Origin of the sequence: Psychromonas sp. B3M02, from assembly GCF_003318165.1 — a bacterium.
Classification (GTDB): domain Bacteria; phylum Pseudomonadota; class Gammaproteobacteria; order Enterobacterales; family Psychromonadaceae; genus Psychromonas.
Genome location: NZ_QOCB01000039.1, coordinates 54,809 through 70,251, shown reverse-complemented (window position 1 = coordinate 70,251; position 15,443 = coordinate 54,809). Strand labels below are relative to the sequence as shown.

Genomic DNA, 15,443 nt, shown 5'->3' with positions numbered 1-15,443 from the left:
ATTTTAATGAGAGACTCAGTCTCTCTTAAAGTAACTTGTTTGTTATGCCGAGCTTTAAATTATTAACAAGCATGCTTGGTATGAATTCTCAATAATTAGACAGGATATCTATGAGTAACAGTTCATTTAATATATTTTCCTTCCAAGGAAAAATGAAAACATTACACTTAAGCTGGATGGCATTTTTTATTACTTTTGCTGTGTGGTTTAACTTTGCGCCATTATTACAATCAGTAAAAGAAACCCTAGGCTTAACCACAGAAGAAATTAAAACCCTATTAATCTTAAATGTTGCGATCACCATTCCTGCTCGTGTCATTATCGGCTCGCTAACAGATAAATATGGTCCACGATTAGTTTACTCTGCGTTATTAGTTTTATGTTCAATCCCTTGTTTCACTTTCGCTTTTTCAGATAACTTTATGCAAGCGGCGATTTCACGTTTTGCTCTAGGTTTCATTGGTGCTGGTTTTGTTATCGGTATTCGTTTGGTATCTGAATGGTTCCCACATAATGAGCTCGGTACAGCCGAAGGTATTTACGGCGGTTGGGGTAACTTTGGTAGTGCTGCTGCAGCATTCACCCTACCAACTGTTGCATTAATGTTTGGCGGTGATGACGGCTGGCGTTATGCAATGGTAGTAACGGGTCTACTAAGCTTAGTATTTGGTTTTATCTTTTACACAAACATTACCGATACACCAAAAGGCTCAACTTACTTTAAACCTAAAAATCTAACTGCAATGGAAGTGACTTCAAAAGGTGATTTCTTCTTATTACTGATCATGAAAGTACCAATGTATGCGGCACTTGCCCTATTAGCTTGGAAATTATCACCAGACAACGTAGGTATGATCTCTAACACAATCTGTTATGTGATTTACGCATTCCTATTTGCTTTGTACCTATATGAATGGTCACAGGTATGGAAAGTTAATAAATCAATTTTCACTACACCAGTACCTGAAATTCACCAGTACAAATTCAAGCAAGTAGCGGTATTAAATATTCTTTACTTTGCAACGTTTGGTTCTGAATTAGCTGTGGTTTCAATGTTACCGTTATTCTTCCTAGAAACCTTTGAATTAACACCGGTTATTGCGGGTATGGTTGCCTCAGCTTATGCCTTTATGAATCTAGCTTCTCGCCCAGGTGGCGGTTGGTTGTCTGATAAGTTTGGTCGTAAATCAACGTTAATTATCTTAACAGCAGGTTTAGCATTAGGTTACTTACTAATGGCACAAATTGAATCTAGCTGGACACTATGGATTGCCGTTGCAGCAGCAATGTTATGTTCTTTCTTCGTGCAAGCAGGTGAAGGTGCAGTATTTGCAACAGTACCATTAATCAAACGTCGTATGACTGGCCAAATTGCAGGTATGACTGGTGCGTATGGTAACGTGGGGGCGGTTGTTTACTTAACAGTATTATCTTTTGTAAGTTACCAAACATTCTTCTATGTGATTGCTTGTACTGCCTTTATTGGTTTAATCACGCTATTATTCATGGCAGAACCTAAAGGTAAAATTGCCGAAGTAAATGAAGATGGTAGTGTTACTATGATAGATGTGAGTAGCCATTAATAGAAGGTAATACAGAACATGGATAAGCGTCCTAAAGCTAAGCTAACAGTATCAATGGGTGGTTACTCCACAGCGGGTAATCGAGAAGTTAACCAAGATGCTTTTGCGCTAAAGGACCCTTATTCAGATTCAGAAAAACGTATTAAAGGTATTGTTGCCTGTGTTGCTGACGGCGTGAGCTGCAGTGATAACGGGCAACAAGCCAGCCATACTAGCGTCACGCAATTCATTGCAGACTATTACAGCACCAACAACAGTTGGGACGTCAAACAATCTGCCAGTAAAGTCTTAAACTCCCTCAATACTTGGTTATATCAACATAATCAAAATGACCTAAGACATAACGGCCTGATCACCACTTTTAGTAGTGTGATATTTAAATCAACCACAGCACACCTTATTCATATTGGCGATAGCCGTATCTATCGTTATCGTGAACAAGCATTAACACAACTGTCTCATGACCACAGCCGAAGAACTCATGCTAAAAATTCAGTATTAACCCGTGCATTAGGCATGGATTGTCATCTAGATATTGATTATCAAGCTGTCTCGTTGCAAGTAGATGACCTATTTATGCTAAGCAGCGATGGTGTACATGATTATCTTGAGAAAGAGGTAATAGCTGCAAACTTAAGTCGATTGTCAGAGGGAGCCACCACCAAAGACTACGAACAAGTTGCGAAAGATATTTGTGACCAAGCTTTAGCGCAGGGCAGTAGCGATAATATCAGTTGTTTAATCGTCAAAATCACCACATTACCTAATGCGGATCTCTCTGAGTTATTTACTCACCTGAGTACGTTAGTTATCCCACCTGCATTGCAAGTAGGCAACGAGATAGATTGCTTTAGAATTGATAAAGTGTTGCACGAAGGCGCAAGAAGTCATGTTTATTTAGCGACTGATAAAAGTAATCAAAACAAAGTGGTATTAAAAATGCCATCGCTTAATTTTGAAGAAGATTTAAATTACCTACTTGGTTTTTACAAAGAGCAGTGGGTAGGGCAGTCGATAGATAACCCAAGCATAATGTCGATAGCCAATAATATTAAAAACTCAGTATTTTTATATCACATCTGTGAATATGTAGAAGGGGTCTCGCTACGACAATGGATGCTAGATAACCCTCATCCTGAACTACAGCAAGTGAATACGATCATTAACAAAGTGGTTAATGCCGTTCGCGTATTACAACGTGCGGGCATGGTACATAGAGATTTAAAACCAGAAAACATCATGCTTACGTCAGACGGAAACATAAAGATATTAGATTTCGGAACCGTGCGTGTAAATGGTTTTGAAGAGATAGTCAAAGAGCAACAAGAAGAGCCACTAGGCGCAGTGGATTACATTGCACCAGAATACTTAAACAACGGTGAAAGTAGTGCGCTGTCAGATCTATTCTCGATTGCCGTGATCGCCTACGAAATGCTATCAGGGCAATTGCCTTATCCCAGCAACCAAGCACAATCATTAGACCGAGCAAGACAATACACCTGGGAATATGTATCTATTCAACCATTACGCCCGGAAATCTCATCACGCCTAGATAAAGTCTTACAAAAAGCCCTTAATCCAAAGCCTAACCAACGCTACAGTAGCATGAGCGAATTCATCGGTGACCTCACCAAAGTGCAACAAAGACAGATCGCAAAAGCCCCAAAAAAATCACTCCTAGAAAGAGACCCAGTAAAATTCTGGCAATGGCTCGCCTTCATCTTCATGGGCATCAGCGCATCACAACTCTTCATCATGCTAAGAGATAACTTCTGAGTGTAGGGATTACATATATGTTGTTGCTTCGAACGCAGACAGAAAAGCAGCGTTATTAACATTACTCATTACTATTAACTCGCGATAGCTATCAAGCGTAGCTTGATATTAGGGGCGCATGCTTCAGCCTGCCCGTATGCGAGGCATCGCATAGGAGTATTAACTAGAATGAGCGAAGCGAACCGTGAACAACTAAAACAACACAGTCAAAATACAAAATCAAAAGAAGCAGGCTGAAGCCAGCGCCCCTTAAAGATGTATCGTAACCTTCATTGATATCGATAAAACTCAAAACATGCTTCTCATGATCCACAAAAAAACACAAAAAAAGGAGCAACAGCAATTAGACAAAGTCTAATTTAAGGGGCGCATGCTTCAGCCTGCCAGTATGCGAGTCATCGCATACGAGTATTAACTAGGATGAGCGAAGCGAACCAACAAGCGAAGCTTGATAATCGGGGCGCAGGTCTTCAGCCTGCCCGTATGCGAGTTATCGCATACGGGAATTAGCTAGGATGAGCGAAGCGAACCAATAACCGTAAATAAGTGTTCAGCCCAATAGTCCAAATCCCTAAAACTAACCTAAACTATTTTTATGTGGCGATTAAAAGGGGGAACGCATGCATATTAAAAGCCTGTTTCACATCGACCATCCCAATGCGATTCAGTTTGTTACATTCAGAACACAAGAAAGCATCCGTTATTATCTACAAAACAATCATGCAGATAAAGCAAATAGTGCAGCTAAACAACAATTCGAAATGGATAAAGTATTAGACCTTTCAAAAGAAGGCGCAATACTAAATACAGAAGTTATTGAATTGCTGATGCAATATCTATTATCAAAAAACAATTCACTTTATAACCTGGTAGCAGTATCAATAATGCCCAACCACGTACATATTATGTTTGAACAACTAGTTCCTCTAACTAAAATAATGCAACACATCAAAGGCGCTAGTTCATTACTAATAAATCGACATCTAGGGAGGAGCGGTGTGCTGTGGGATAAAAGTTATTACGATAAAATAGTCAGGTCCGAAGAGCAATTCAGAATCACTTATGAGTACATCAAAAACAACGCATACAAAGCTGAGCTAGCAGATGCATCAAAGCGTTTCTATGGAATATATGAGTAGTAGGAAATTAAAGAATAAATCGTATTGCCATAACTTCAGAAAGTAAAAATCAAAAGAAGCAGGCTGAAGCCAGCGCCCCTTAAAAGATGTTTCGTAAATACGTTAGATCAACATCACAATTCAACACCTTCACTCGTCTCATAACAGAGCGACAGCTATCAAGCGAAGCTTGATATTAGGGGCGCATGCTTCAGCCTGCCCGTATGCGAGCCATCGCATACGAGTATTAACTAGGATGAGCGAAGCGAATCAAAAAGCAATTCAAAACATAAAAACACAAAAATCAAAAGAAGGAGGCTGAAAAAAGGAATCGCAGAGCTCTTCCGCTCATAACACTAGGCTATGGCCTAATTCGCCCAGCGCCCCTGAAAGATGTTTCGTAACTTACGATGTTATTCGTTAATTACGTCGCATTAGAATTCAATTCCACAGCGCGTAACAGAGCGCTAGCTATCAGGCAAAGCTTGATATTAGGGGCGCTGGCTTTAGCCTGCCAGTATGCGAGTTATCGCATACGGGTATTAGCTAGGATGAGCGAAGCGAACCAACAATCAATTCAAAACATAAAAACACAAAAATCAAAAGAAGCAGGCTAAAAAAAGGAATCGCAGAGCTCTTCCGCTCATTGATCTAGCCTGCCGGCTAATTCGCCCAGCGTCCCTAAAGATATTTCGTAACTTTCATTGATAACGATAAAACACAAAACAAGCAGCCTAAAGGCAGGCTCTAAGGTCAAAAGATGTTTCGACCCTTAGAAACTAAAACCCTACCCAGTAATAATTGTTCTTAATCCGTAGTCTAAAATCTTTCCGGTTTGGCTTTTTACACTAAGTGTGGTGACTTGTACTTTTTCATTGGTACATAGTTCACTAGTGATTTGATGAATACGTTCGGCGTTTAAACGCGGGGAGTAGGTATTGGCAACGATAAAACCGCCTTTTGCTCGTAAGGCTAAAGCGGCTTCAATGAGTTCGGGGAATTTATTTTCGATTTTCCAACGCTCTTTTTTCGCACCAATACCAAAAGCGGGGGGATCCATCACCAGTCCTTGATATTTTTTACCGCGTTTAATCTCACGTTGAGCAAATTTAAGCGCATCTTCCAACACCCAGTGCACATCAGTTAACCCTGATGACTCCATGTTTTCTTTGCCCCATTTAATGATTTGCTTTACCGAGTCACAATGCAACACTTCTGCGCCTTGATCTCTTGCCACTAAAGAGGCCACACCCGTATAAGCAAATAAATTCAAAAAACGATCGCCAGTTTTTAAATTTTCAGCAATAAAATCCCAATTAACGCGTTGCTCAGGAAACAGTCCAACATGTTTAAACTTAGTCAGGTGTAAATTAATAGTGATGTTATTGAACTTAATCTGCCAGTCATGCTCCAAGTTACCTTGAAGTGGTTTCCACTCACCGGCACTGCTACTGCTTTCAATAAATTCGAAGTGTGCTTTTTTTAGCCACTCTTTTTTAGATAAAACTGGTTCAAAATAAGCATTCATCTCTGGGCGGATAGTATAAACATCTCCCCAGCGTTCGAGTTTTTGGCTATTACCAGCATCGATTAATTCATAGTCAGGCCAAGGGGAAGTAAAAGTGCGTTTTATCATAGGAAGTTAGCTTTTTGAAAGTGAATGAAAACTACAAGTAATAGTGCGTTTGTTCAAATTATCTCAACAAACGTGTAAATATAATAGAGACGATTTTATAGTATTGGCGTCAGGCTGTCACAGAGTTTAACTTAATTGGTGCTACAGGCGAAGTAGGTATTAACAAACATTAATACCTATAATAGACGAGCATAAATGTTACTTTTGTTATAAAGTAGCTTGATATGGATTTGATTATGAAAAATTTGATGTGTAAATTAATGGCTTATAGATTGCTCTAAAAGTTTGATTTTGTTATTGTCAGTCTTTTTTTTGTCAAAAATTTCTTTCTTAGATTAGCCTTAAGTAGGTGTTATGATTAATTTTTTACCTTTACAACGCAGTCGATTTTTACTGTTCCCTCTGCTCTTAACCCTAGCTGCTTGTACCAGTAAACCTCGAGAAGTTTATGCAACAATACCGTTAGTAACCGCTAATGATGTAAAACCAAACAAAAAACAACTACCGCCTACTTTTGCCTCTGCACTAAGTAATCCAGCAGCAAGAGCGCTGACTTACAAACAATATAAAATCACCATCGCTCCCACTTATGTCTCTGCTTTAGGGCACTCATGTCGCCAGATGGTATTTAATGAATCAAACCAAGCATCAAAAACCAGAATTGCCTGTGAAATTCCTTATAAAGAGAGTGACACACTCACAAAATCTTGGTTTTTAGAGCACGCTATTACCGAAGCAGATAATAATATCGACTTATAGCATGAACACTTATTAACAATGTTGAGCCTAATATGAATATTTTTAAAACAACCACGGTTTGGTTACTCACAAGTGTATTTATCATGCCAAATGCTTTTGCCGCTTTTGAGCCAAGCACGATTGACCTTCAAAACAGCACTAGTGCTGGCATTCCACAAATAGAAGCCAATGACGATGCCGCCAGTAGCAGTATTGGCTCTTATCAAAATCAATCTCGTTCAGGCATTTTATTACCAGGCGAAGTGGACGTAAGTGAACTATTACCTTCATCAGGTGAAGATAACCCACCGCCTTATGGCGCAAACTTATTCGCTGGTGGGTATGAAACCGAACGTGTTGACGGCTTAAACGAAAACTACCTGATCGCAGCAGGCGACCAAATCAATATCTGGATTTGGGGCGCAGTTTCCTACAGCAGTGTAGTAACCGTCGACAACCAAGGCAACATCTTCATACCTAATATCGGGCCAATCAATGTGTTAGATGTGCCAGCAAGCCAGGTAAACCAACTAGTACAATCTAAAATCAAAGCCATTTACACCAACAACGTTGAAGTTTACGTTAACCTACTAACAGCCACGCCGGTAAGCGTGTATTTATCTGGTGCAATTATTCGTCCTGGGCAATATGCAGGTATGGCATCAGACAGTGTTTTATATTACTTAAAACGTGCTGGTGGTATCGATTCTGAACGTGGCAGTTACCGCAGTATTCAAATTATTCGAGACAATAAAGTCTTAAAAGAGGTCGACCTGTACAATTTTGTACAAACGGGGCAATTACCAAGCATTACCTTTAAAGATAAAGACGTCATTCTCGTTAAACCACAAAAGTCTGCAGTGAATGTGTCTGGTGGTGTTAAAAACCCATTCCGCTTTGAGTTAAAGAAAAAACAAACCAAAGGCCGTGAGCTAGCAGAATACGCGAAACCACTGGTGAAAATAAGTCACGTAGGCGTGTTTGGTACCCGTGACACGGGGCCTTTCTCAGTTTATCTGACCTATCAAGATTTCTTAAACTACACATTACAAGACGGTGATAGCCTAGTCTTTAATGACGATAACCATGCACAAGTCATTGATGTGCAAGTATCTGGCAGCTACCTTGGCCCATCATATTTTGCCGTGAAAAAAAGCACTCGTTTACACGACCTACTTAATGCCATCCCTATCGTACCTGAGCTAACTGATAATCAATCGATTTACATCTTAAGGAAAAGTGTGGCTGAACGTCAAAAACAGATCTTAGATGACTCATTAGATAGGCTTGAACGAAGTGTCTTTACTGCTCCTGCGGCATCAGATGGAGAGGCATCGATTCGTGCAAAAGAAGCGGAACTAGTGATGCAATTTGTCGAAAAAGCGCGCCAAGTAAAACCATTAGGTAAAGTCATCGTATCCGATAATGGTGTTACAGCAGATATCTTCTTAGAAAAGGGGGATCAAATCGTCATCCCACATTACACCGACTTAATCAATGTAGGTGGTGAAGTCCTCGTTCCGCAGGCGATTGTTTATAACCCAGATGCAACTTTAGACGATTACGTTGCTTGGGCTGGCGGTTTTACTGACAGAGCTGACGATGAGCGTATCTCAATTGTGCGTGCTAACGGCATGGTGATCTTTGCTAAAGATGATAAAGAGGCTAAATCCATTAAGATAAATCGTGGTGATCAAGTATTAGTATTACCGAAAGTGGATACAAAAATCATTCAGTCTGTTAAAGATATTACACAAATTGTTTATCAAATTGCTGTTGCAGCTAATGTGGCCATTAACTAATGTACAGCCTCAACATGCAAATATTCACTGATCAGGCAGGCCTAAAACAATGGCTTTAGTTCAAAAACGCTCAACCCTGAAAGTCTGGGGAGACGTGATATTTGCCATTTTTTTACGTGAAGTTAAAAGCCAATCGACCGATAAAATTGGGCTAATTTGGACCGTGGTTTCACCTTTGATCATGATTGCGGGTATGACAGCAATGCGTACCTTATTGTCTGGTGGAGGCGATACGCACGGCATGCCAACTATGTTTTTTATGGTTTACGGCATGATTTTAATTCAATTTTTCTTAAGTGTATTAGGTAAAACGAGTGGTGCCGTACAAAAAAATAAACCTTTGTATGCCTTTAGGCAGGTACAACCTATCAGCTCAATTATCGCAATTGGCTTCTTTGAACTACTCATCAAGATTGCTGTTGTATTTGTCATTGCTTTAATTTGTTTTGTTTTGCAGATAGACATAGTCGTCCATGATGCCATTTCAGTGATCACTAACTTCTTTAAAGTGTGGTTAATAGGCGTCAGTTTAGGCACCATATTTGGCTTATCATACTGCTTTATACCGGAACTAAAAAAAATACAACAATTACTGACGCGTCCTCTGTTTTTTATCTCTGGCATATTCTTCAGTTTACAAGATATTCCAAGAGAGTATTGGCACTACCTAGATTGGAACCCTTTATTGCACGCCGTAGAATTAACTCGTTATGCGGCTTATCCAAGTTACGGTCATGAAGGGGTAAGTTATTTCTTTTTAGATATGTGTACGTTAATTAGCGTGTTTTTTGCACTCGCTTGTTATCACATCGGGTGGAAACAAGCGATAAGTCGTTAATCTCATTGCAAACAGATAACGGCTCTATTTGTCAGGCTTTAAACATTAATATTTAAAGCTTTTATTAATTTTCAAGCCTTTAGGTATTACTACCTATAGCCTTTATAGCGACTTATGTTAGATAAACGATTTAATGAGTTTAAAAATTCAATCACTCCAGCAGAGTTTAATCATGTTGAATTTTTACAAAAGAAAGCAGAGTCATTGAGAGCAACAGATCCTGAATTATCAGATCGTATTTTAATCCGAGTGAACAATCTAAAATCACAGGTTAAAAAGCAAGCTCAGCCAAAACAGCATCCACCTGTTCAAAAAACGAAAGCGACTGCTAAACCCCATTCAAAACTGACTAAACTAAAACGTTCGCCTTTCCTTGCTTGTGTTGTATTGCCCACCTTAATCTTTGCAGCTTATCAATTGTTATGGGCGACGGAGCGTTTTGAAAGTCAAGCTAAGGTGATTGTCCAGCAACCTGATAGTGCTTCAACCATGGATTCTGGGATGGCGTTATTAACGGGATTAACTGGCAGTAGTAGTGGGTCGGACCCAGAACTGGTGAAAGCTTATATCTACTCTAATGACATGGTCGAATATTTAGATAATAACATCGCCTTAAGAGAACATTACTCTCAATCTAATATCGATTTCTTTAGCCGTATTCATGATGACGATTCTAAAGAAGCATTAAACCAATATTATCAAGAACATGTCGATGTCATATTAGATGATGCTTCAGGAGTAATTACAGTCGCAGCGCAGGGATTTGATAGCCAATACGCACAGTTACTCACCAACACTATAGTAGAGAGAGCGGAGTGGTTTATTAACTCCATTGGCCATCAACTCGCTAATGCACAATTAACTTTTATGCAAGGCGAGCATAAACGCATCGAAGAACGGTTTTCTTCTGCACAAAAAGACTTATTAGTGTTCCAGCAAAAATATAACCTATTAGATCCAACTGCTGAAGGCACCGCCAAACAAACGATTACTAATACCATCGAAAGCCAAATCGCCACTAAACAGACAGAAATAAAAACCTTAAAAGCGATCATGAGTGATAGCTCTCCACAGGTACAAGGGTTAAAAAATGAGTTATCTGCATTAAATGCACAGTTAGAAGTAGAAAGAGATAAGTTGTCACAAACTGGATTAGACGAAGTGCCGGTCAGTGAACTTCTCTCTCGCTTTACTGACTATAAAATCAAAATGGATCTCGCGTTACAAGCTTATACGTCATCGCAAATCTCATTAGAAAAGTCTCGTATAGAGGCTTATCGCCAATTGAAATATTTAATTACCGTTGAAAAAGCAACCTTGAGTGAAGACAGCAAATACCCAGATGTCATCTATAACATTTCATTGTTTTTACTATTATTAAGCCTTGCTTTTGGTATCGGTAAAATAATTATTAGTACAATTAAAGAATTGAAATAACGTTATTTCAATTGTTACAAATAAATGGAAAGGAATGAGTATGAATAATAACCCATTAAACCGCAAAGGGATTATCTTAGCTGGTGGTTCAGGTACGCGACTTTATCCATTAACAAAAGTTGTGAGTAAGCAGTTGATGCCGGTTTACGATAAACCGATGATCTATTACCCACTTTCTAACCTGTTTATGGCCGGTATTACTGAAATATTAATCATTTCAACACCATTGGAACTACCACGTTTTAAAGAGCTATTAAAAGATGGTTCACAATGGGGGGTGAGCATTGAATATGTTGTACAGCCAAGTCCTGATGGTTTAGCACAAGCATTTTTATTAGCCGAAGAGTTTTTAGATGGGTCACCTGCCGCATTAATTCTAGGCGATAACTTGTTTTATGGTCATGACCTTGCTAAATCATTACAAAGAGCTAACAAACAAGAAACGGGAGCAACTGTATTTGGTTACTACGTGGCAAATCCAACGTCTTATGGTGTGGTTGAATTCAATGATGAAGGGCAAGCGATTTCGATTGAAGAAAAGCCTACAGAGCCTAAATCTTCTTACGCCGTGCCTGGTTTATACTTCTTCGATGCAGATGTTGTTGAATTCGCAAAAAATGTTAAACCGTCACCACGTGGCGAATTAGAGATCACTGATGTTATTTCTCAATACCTTGATAATAAAACATTAAAAGTAGAAGTAATGGGCCGCGGTACCGCATGGTTAGATACAGGCACATTAGATGACCTGTTAGACGCAGCACTATACATACGCGCTATCGAAAAACGCCAAGGTCTAAAAGTATGTTGCCCAGGCGAAATCGCATTCCGTATGGGATACATAGACGCAGACGGCATCAAAAAACTAGCAGAACCATTAAAAAAATCAGGTTACGGTGAGTACTTACTAAGCCTACTAGAAGTAAGAATATTACCAAGCACATAACATGTTTAGGCGCACATGGTTTAGCCTGCTTTTTTGGATTTTGTGTGTTCGATGTTAGTACAACGTAGTTGACGAAACATCTTTAAGGGGCGCTGGGTGAATTAGCCGACAGGCTAGAGCAATGAGCGGAAGAGCTCTGCGATTCCTTTTTTCAGCCTGCTTGTTTTGAGCTGAGTGTCGCGCAAGTTACGACACATCTTTAGGGGCGCTGGCTTCAGCCTGCTTCTTTTGATTTTGTTTTTTTGTGTTTTGATTTTAAATGTAGCCTTTCGAACTTGAGCTTTTATATTTGAATAAAGCGTAGCTAAAAACGTATGCGGTAACTCGCATACTGGCAGGCTGAAGCCAGCACCCCGGCTATCAAACGTTGTTTGATAGCTATCGCACTGCTATGCAATGAGCGAAGGTGTTGAATTTTGATGTGACGTAATTGACGAATAATATAGTAAGTTACGAAACATCTTTAGGGGCGCATGCTTCAGCTTGCAGTGTTTTTTGTGTTGATTGATTTTGAATGTAATGCTTTTAACGAACTGCATGGTAAGTTTCGATGTTTTTGGGGCGCTGGCTTCAGCCTGCTTCTTTTGACTGTAGTTTTTTGAACTTGAGCTTTGATTTCGAATGAAGCGTAACTAACAACAGTATGCGATAACTCGCATACTGGCAGGCTAAAGCAAGCGCCCCAAGTATCAAGCTTCGCTTGATAGCTATCGCACTGCTATGCGATGAGCGAAGGTGTTGAATTTGAATGTAGCCTTTAGTCATTCACGGCTCGCTTTGCTTAGCGATGCTAATCGTTGTATGCGATAACTCGCATACTGGCAGGCTGAAGCCAGCGCCCCGGCTATCAAACGTTGTTTGATAGCTATCGCACTGCTATGCAATGAGCGAAGGTGTTGAATTTTGATGTGACGTAATTGACGAATAATATAGTAAGTTACGATACATCTTTAAGGGGCGCATGCTTCAGCCTGCTTCTTTTGATTTTGTTTTTTTGTGTTTTGATTGTGCTGTTTTAGTCATTCACGGTTCGCTTTGCTCAGCGATACTAATCGTTGTATGCGATAATTCGCATACTGGCAGGCTGAAGCATGCGCCCCGAGTATCAAGCTTTGCTTGATAGCTATCACAGTGTTATGCGATGAGCGAAGGTGTTGATTTTGACTGTTAACTTGTAACTTTAACCTTTTAACTTGTAACTTTAGCCTTTTAACTTGTAACTTATAACTGAGTGTATTTATGAAATTTATTGAAACGAATATTCCTGATGTGAAAATTATCGAACCACAAGTGTTTGGTGACGAACGTGGCTTCTTTATGGAAACATTCCGCACCACATTATTTAACGAACATTGTGGTGAACGTGAGTTCGTACAAGAGAACCACAGTAAATCGAGTTACGGTATTCTACGCGGTCTACATTACCAAACCGAAAACACCCAAGGTAAGCTAGTGCGTGTCACCAAAGGTGAAGTATTTGACGTTGCCGTAGATATGCGTAAAGACTCTCCAACATTCGGACAATGGGCTGGTGTATTACTTTCAGCTGAAAACAAACGCCAACTGTGGGTGCCTGAAGGCTTTGCACACGGATTTTACGTCACTACTGACGAAGCTGAATTCGTCTATAAATGTACAGACGTTTACAACCCAAACGCAGAAGTCTCTCTAAAATGGGACGATTCATCACTGAGCATTGATTGGCCAATCGCAGCAGATAAAAAACCATTACTCTCTGCCAAAGATGAAGCAGGTTTAAGCTTTACTGATGCACCAAAGTTTTAATTAATGCGCATCTTTATATCAATAGTGTCGCACCGCCATCATGATGTGATCATCAACCTAGGCACTATTAAGGCACTCTCGAAATACGATGAAATCACTGTCGTCTGTCGAGATAATGATCCCGTTGGCAAGTTAAAAAAATATTGTGACAAGTACAATGCACACTACCTTGCTAATGGGCATGAACAAGGCTTTTCTGCTAACAATAATGCCAATTACATGCATTGTAAGTTTGAGTTAGGGATGGAAGAAGATGACTACTTTATTCTACTAAACCCAGATGTATTTATTACCCAGCGAAATATACTCGAGCTGATTGATGTACTAAAAAACCAAACCATTAATTTAGGTGTCGGAAACTTATTTTTAGACAGAGAAGAGATGGTGCAAGACGATAATATTCGTCTTTACCCTAAATTCTCCAGCTTTGTTAAAACCTACTTACTAAACGATCGCTCAACCATGGTTAACAGAAAAAGAGGACTTGCTAACAATAGAGAATATTGGGCGAGTTGTGCTTTTATGATCATCAAAGCGGACCTGTATAATCAACTCAATGGCTTAGATGAGCGCTATTACATGTATTGTGAAGATATCGATTTCAGCTTCAGAGCGAATAAAGCGGGTTTTCCATTACAATATTTAGAGAACGTTAAAGCGGTGCATTTTAGACGTTGTGCCAGTAAGCAGTTTATGAGCAAATACTTCTTTTGGCATGTACAAAGCGTTTTCAAATACTCCTTCTCTAAAAAACAAGAAACCGCACTTACGTCGCGCCTTGAATATCAGAATAGATATAAAAAATGATCGATATCGTACTCGCCACCTATAACGGAGAACGTTTCTTAGCTGAGCAGATACAGTCAATTCAAGCTTGTATCGATTATCACGCTTTAGTCTCACGTTTAATTATTGTGGATGATGGTTCAACGGATAACACACTCAACCTTGTTACGCAGCTAGCTAAACAAGATCAGCGCATAGAGCTACATCTCAATGAAAGTGGTTTACACGGCCCAAGTCATAATTTCGGCTATGGGTTAACTAAAACCTCGGCGAACTACCTCATGTTGTGCGATCAAGATGATATTTGGTTCCCTGAAAAAATCAGCGCTTCGATACAGCACTTAAAACAAGCAGAAAACAGATTACCGTCTCATACGCCAATATTAGTCTTTAGTGACAAGCAAATTGTTGATCAAAATTTGCAACTCATTTGCGATAGCTACTTTAGCTTAAAGAACATCAGCAAAGATTGGCATCGCACATTTAAACAGCTATGCCAACAGAACGTCGTCTCAGGCTGTACTACCTTATTTAATCGTGCATTAATGGATAAAGCTTTGCCAATACCAGAGCAAGCTTACATGCATGATTGGTGGTTAGCACTGGTGGCGCATCGTTGCGGATATATAGTGTTTATCGACAAAGCATTGATCCAATATCGTCAACATCATCACAACACTATTGGTGCACGTGAACGCAGTGTTATCTCGTTGTTTTTAAAATTTACTCACCATTTACGCCAATTTAAAAAAAGCCAACAAGGCATTATTAATCAAGCAATTGCCTTTAAACAGTTCGAACAAAAAAATAAATTAAGTGAGAATGAAACCCTCGCTATTTTGAGTAGTCTCAGTGACGCGACTTTGTGCAAAAAAATGTCTTATTTTTGTAAAGGGAAAGTGACTCGATCTCATTTTTTCGGTAAAGTAGCGCTCTTAGTATCACTTTTGGATAGTAAAAAAAAACAAAAGTAATAAAAAAATAATTTAAAACAAGTA

The 15,443-nt window shown here is 39.4% G+C and carries 12 protein-coding genes; 11 read left to right on the top strand and 1 reads right to left on the bottom strand.

What is annotated here, in order from left to right; translation table 11 throughout:
• The first annotated feature begins 110 nt into the window (after positions 1-110).
• The 3 genes from DS885_RS05595 to DS885_RS05585 all read left to right on the top strand — a co-directional run bounded on the left by DS885_RS05595 (position 111) and on the right by DS885_RS05585 (position 4,498).
• On the top strand, positions 111-1,583 hold the full coding sequence (locus tag DS885_RS05595) for a NarK family nitrate/nitrite MFS transporter (RefSeq protein ID WP_113818418.1): 1,473 nt from the start codon (positions 111-113) through the stop codon (positions 1,581-1,583).
• Between the two features lie 18 nt (positions 1,584-1,601).
• Positions 1,602-3,359 carry a bifunctional protein-serine/threonine kinase/phosphatase gene (locus DS885_RS05590; protein WP_113818417.1) on the top strand — a complete coding sequence of 586 codons (1,758 nt, stop codon included), beginning with the start codon at positions 1,602-1,604 and terminating at the stop codon, positions 3,357-3,359.
• Between the two features lie 620 nt (positions 3,360-3,979).
• A complete protein-coding gene (locus DS885_RS05585; RefSeq protein WP_113818416.1) occupies positions 3,980-4,498 on the top strand; it encodes a transposase in 519 nt (172 codons plus the stop codon).
• Positions 4,499-5,264: 766 nt separating this feature from the next.
• Here DS885_RS05585 and DS885_RS05580 read toward each other — a convergent pair.
• Positions 5,265-6,113: a class I SAM-dependent methyltransferase gene (locus DS885_RS05580; RefSeq protein ID WP_113818415.1), complete on the bottom strand. Its 849-nt coding sequence runs from the start codon at positions 6,111-6,113 to the stop codon at positions 5,265-5,267.
• Positions 6,114-6,467: 354 nt separating this feature from the next.
• On the opposite strand from DS885_RS05580, the gene DS885_RS05575 reads away from it, so the two are divergent.
• The 8 genes from DS885_RS05575 to DS885_RS05540 all read left to right on the top strand — a co-directional run bounded on the left by DS885_RS05575 (position 6,468) and on the right by DS885_RS05540 (position 15,419).
• Complete coding sequence (locus DS885_RS05575) at positions 6,468-6,872, top strand: hypothetical protein (protein ID WP_113818414.1); 405 nt, start codon at positions 6,468-6,470, stop codon at positions 6,870-6,872.
• A 32-nt stretch (positions 6,873-6,904) separates the two neighbouring features.
• Positions 6,905-8,653 carry a polysaccharide biosynthesis/export family protein gene (locus DS885_RS05570; protein ID WP_181817703.1) on the top strand — a complete coding sequence of 583 codons (1,749 nt, stop codon included), beginning with the start codon at positions 6,905-6,907 and terminating at the stop codon, positions 8,651-8,653.
• A 49-nt stretch (positions 8,654-8,702) separates the two neighbouring features.
• The gene (locus DS885_RS05565; protein WP_113818413.1) at positions 8,703-9,491 is read left to right on the top strand and encodes an ABC transporter permease; all 789 of its coding nucleotides are present in this window, start codon (positions 8,703-8,705) and stop codon (positions 9,489-9,491) included.
• Between the two features lie 114 nt (positions 9,492-9,605).
• Positions 9,606-10,928, top strand: coding sequence for a lipopolysaccharide biosynthesis protein (locus DS885_RS05560; protein WP_113818412.1), 1,323 nt, complete (start codon positions 9,606-9,608; stop codon positions 10,926-10,928).
• 40 nt (positions 10,929-10,968) lie between these two features.
• The gene (rfbA, locus tag DS885_RS05555; protein ID WP_220149650.1) at positions 10,969-11,874 is read left to right on the top strand and encodes a glucose-1-phosphate thymidylyltransferase RfbA; all 906 of its coding nucleotides are present in this window, start codon (positions 10,969-10,971) and stop codon (positions 11,872-11,874) included.
• Positions 11,875-13,113: 1,239 nt separating this feature from the next.
• Positions 13,114-13,659 carry a dTDP-4-dehydrorhamnose 3,5-epimerase gene (gene rfbC, locus DS885_RS05550; RefSeq protein WP_113818410.1) on the top strand — a complete coding sequence of 182 codons (546 nt, stop codon included), beginning with the start codon at positions 13,114-13,116 and terminating at the stop codon, positions 13,657-13,659.
• Positions 13,660-13,662: 3 nt separating this feature from the next.
• Positions 13,663-14,466, top strand: coding sequence for a glycosyltransferase family 2 protein (locus DS885_RS05545; RefSeq protein WP_113818409.1), 804 nt, complete (start codon positions 13,663-13,665; stop codon positions 14,464-14,466).
• The gene (locus tag DS885_RS05540) at positions 14,463-15,419 is read left to right on the top strand and encodes a glycosyltransferase family 2 protein (protein WP_113818408.1); all 957 of its coding nucleotides are present in this window, start codon (positions 14,463-14,465) and stop codon (positions 15,417-15,419) included. Before DS885_RS05545 ends, DS885_RS05540 begins: the two co-directional genes overlap by 4 nt.
• The last annotated feature ends 24 nt before the right edge of the window (positions 15,420-15,443 follow it).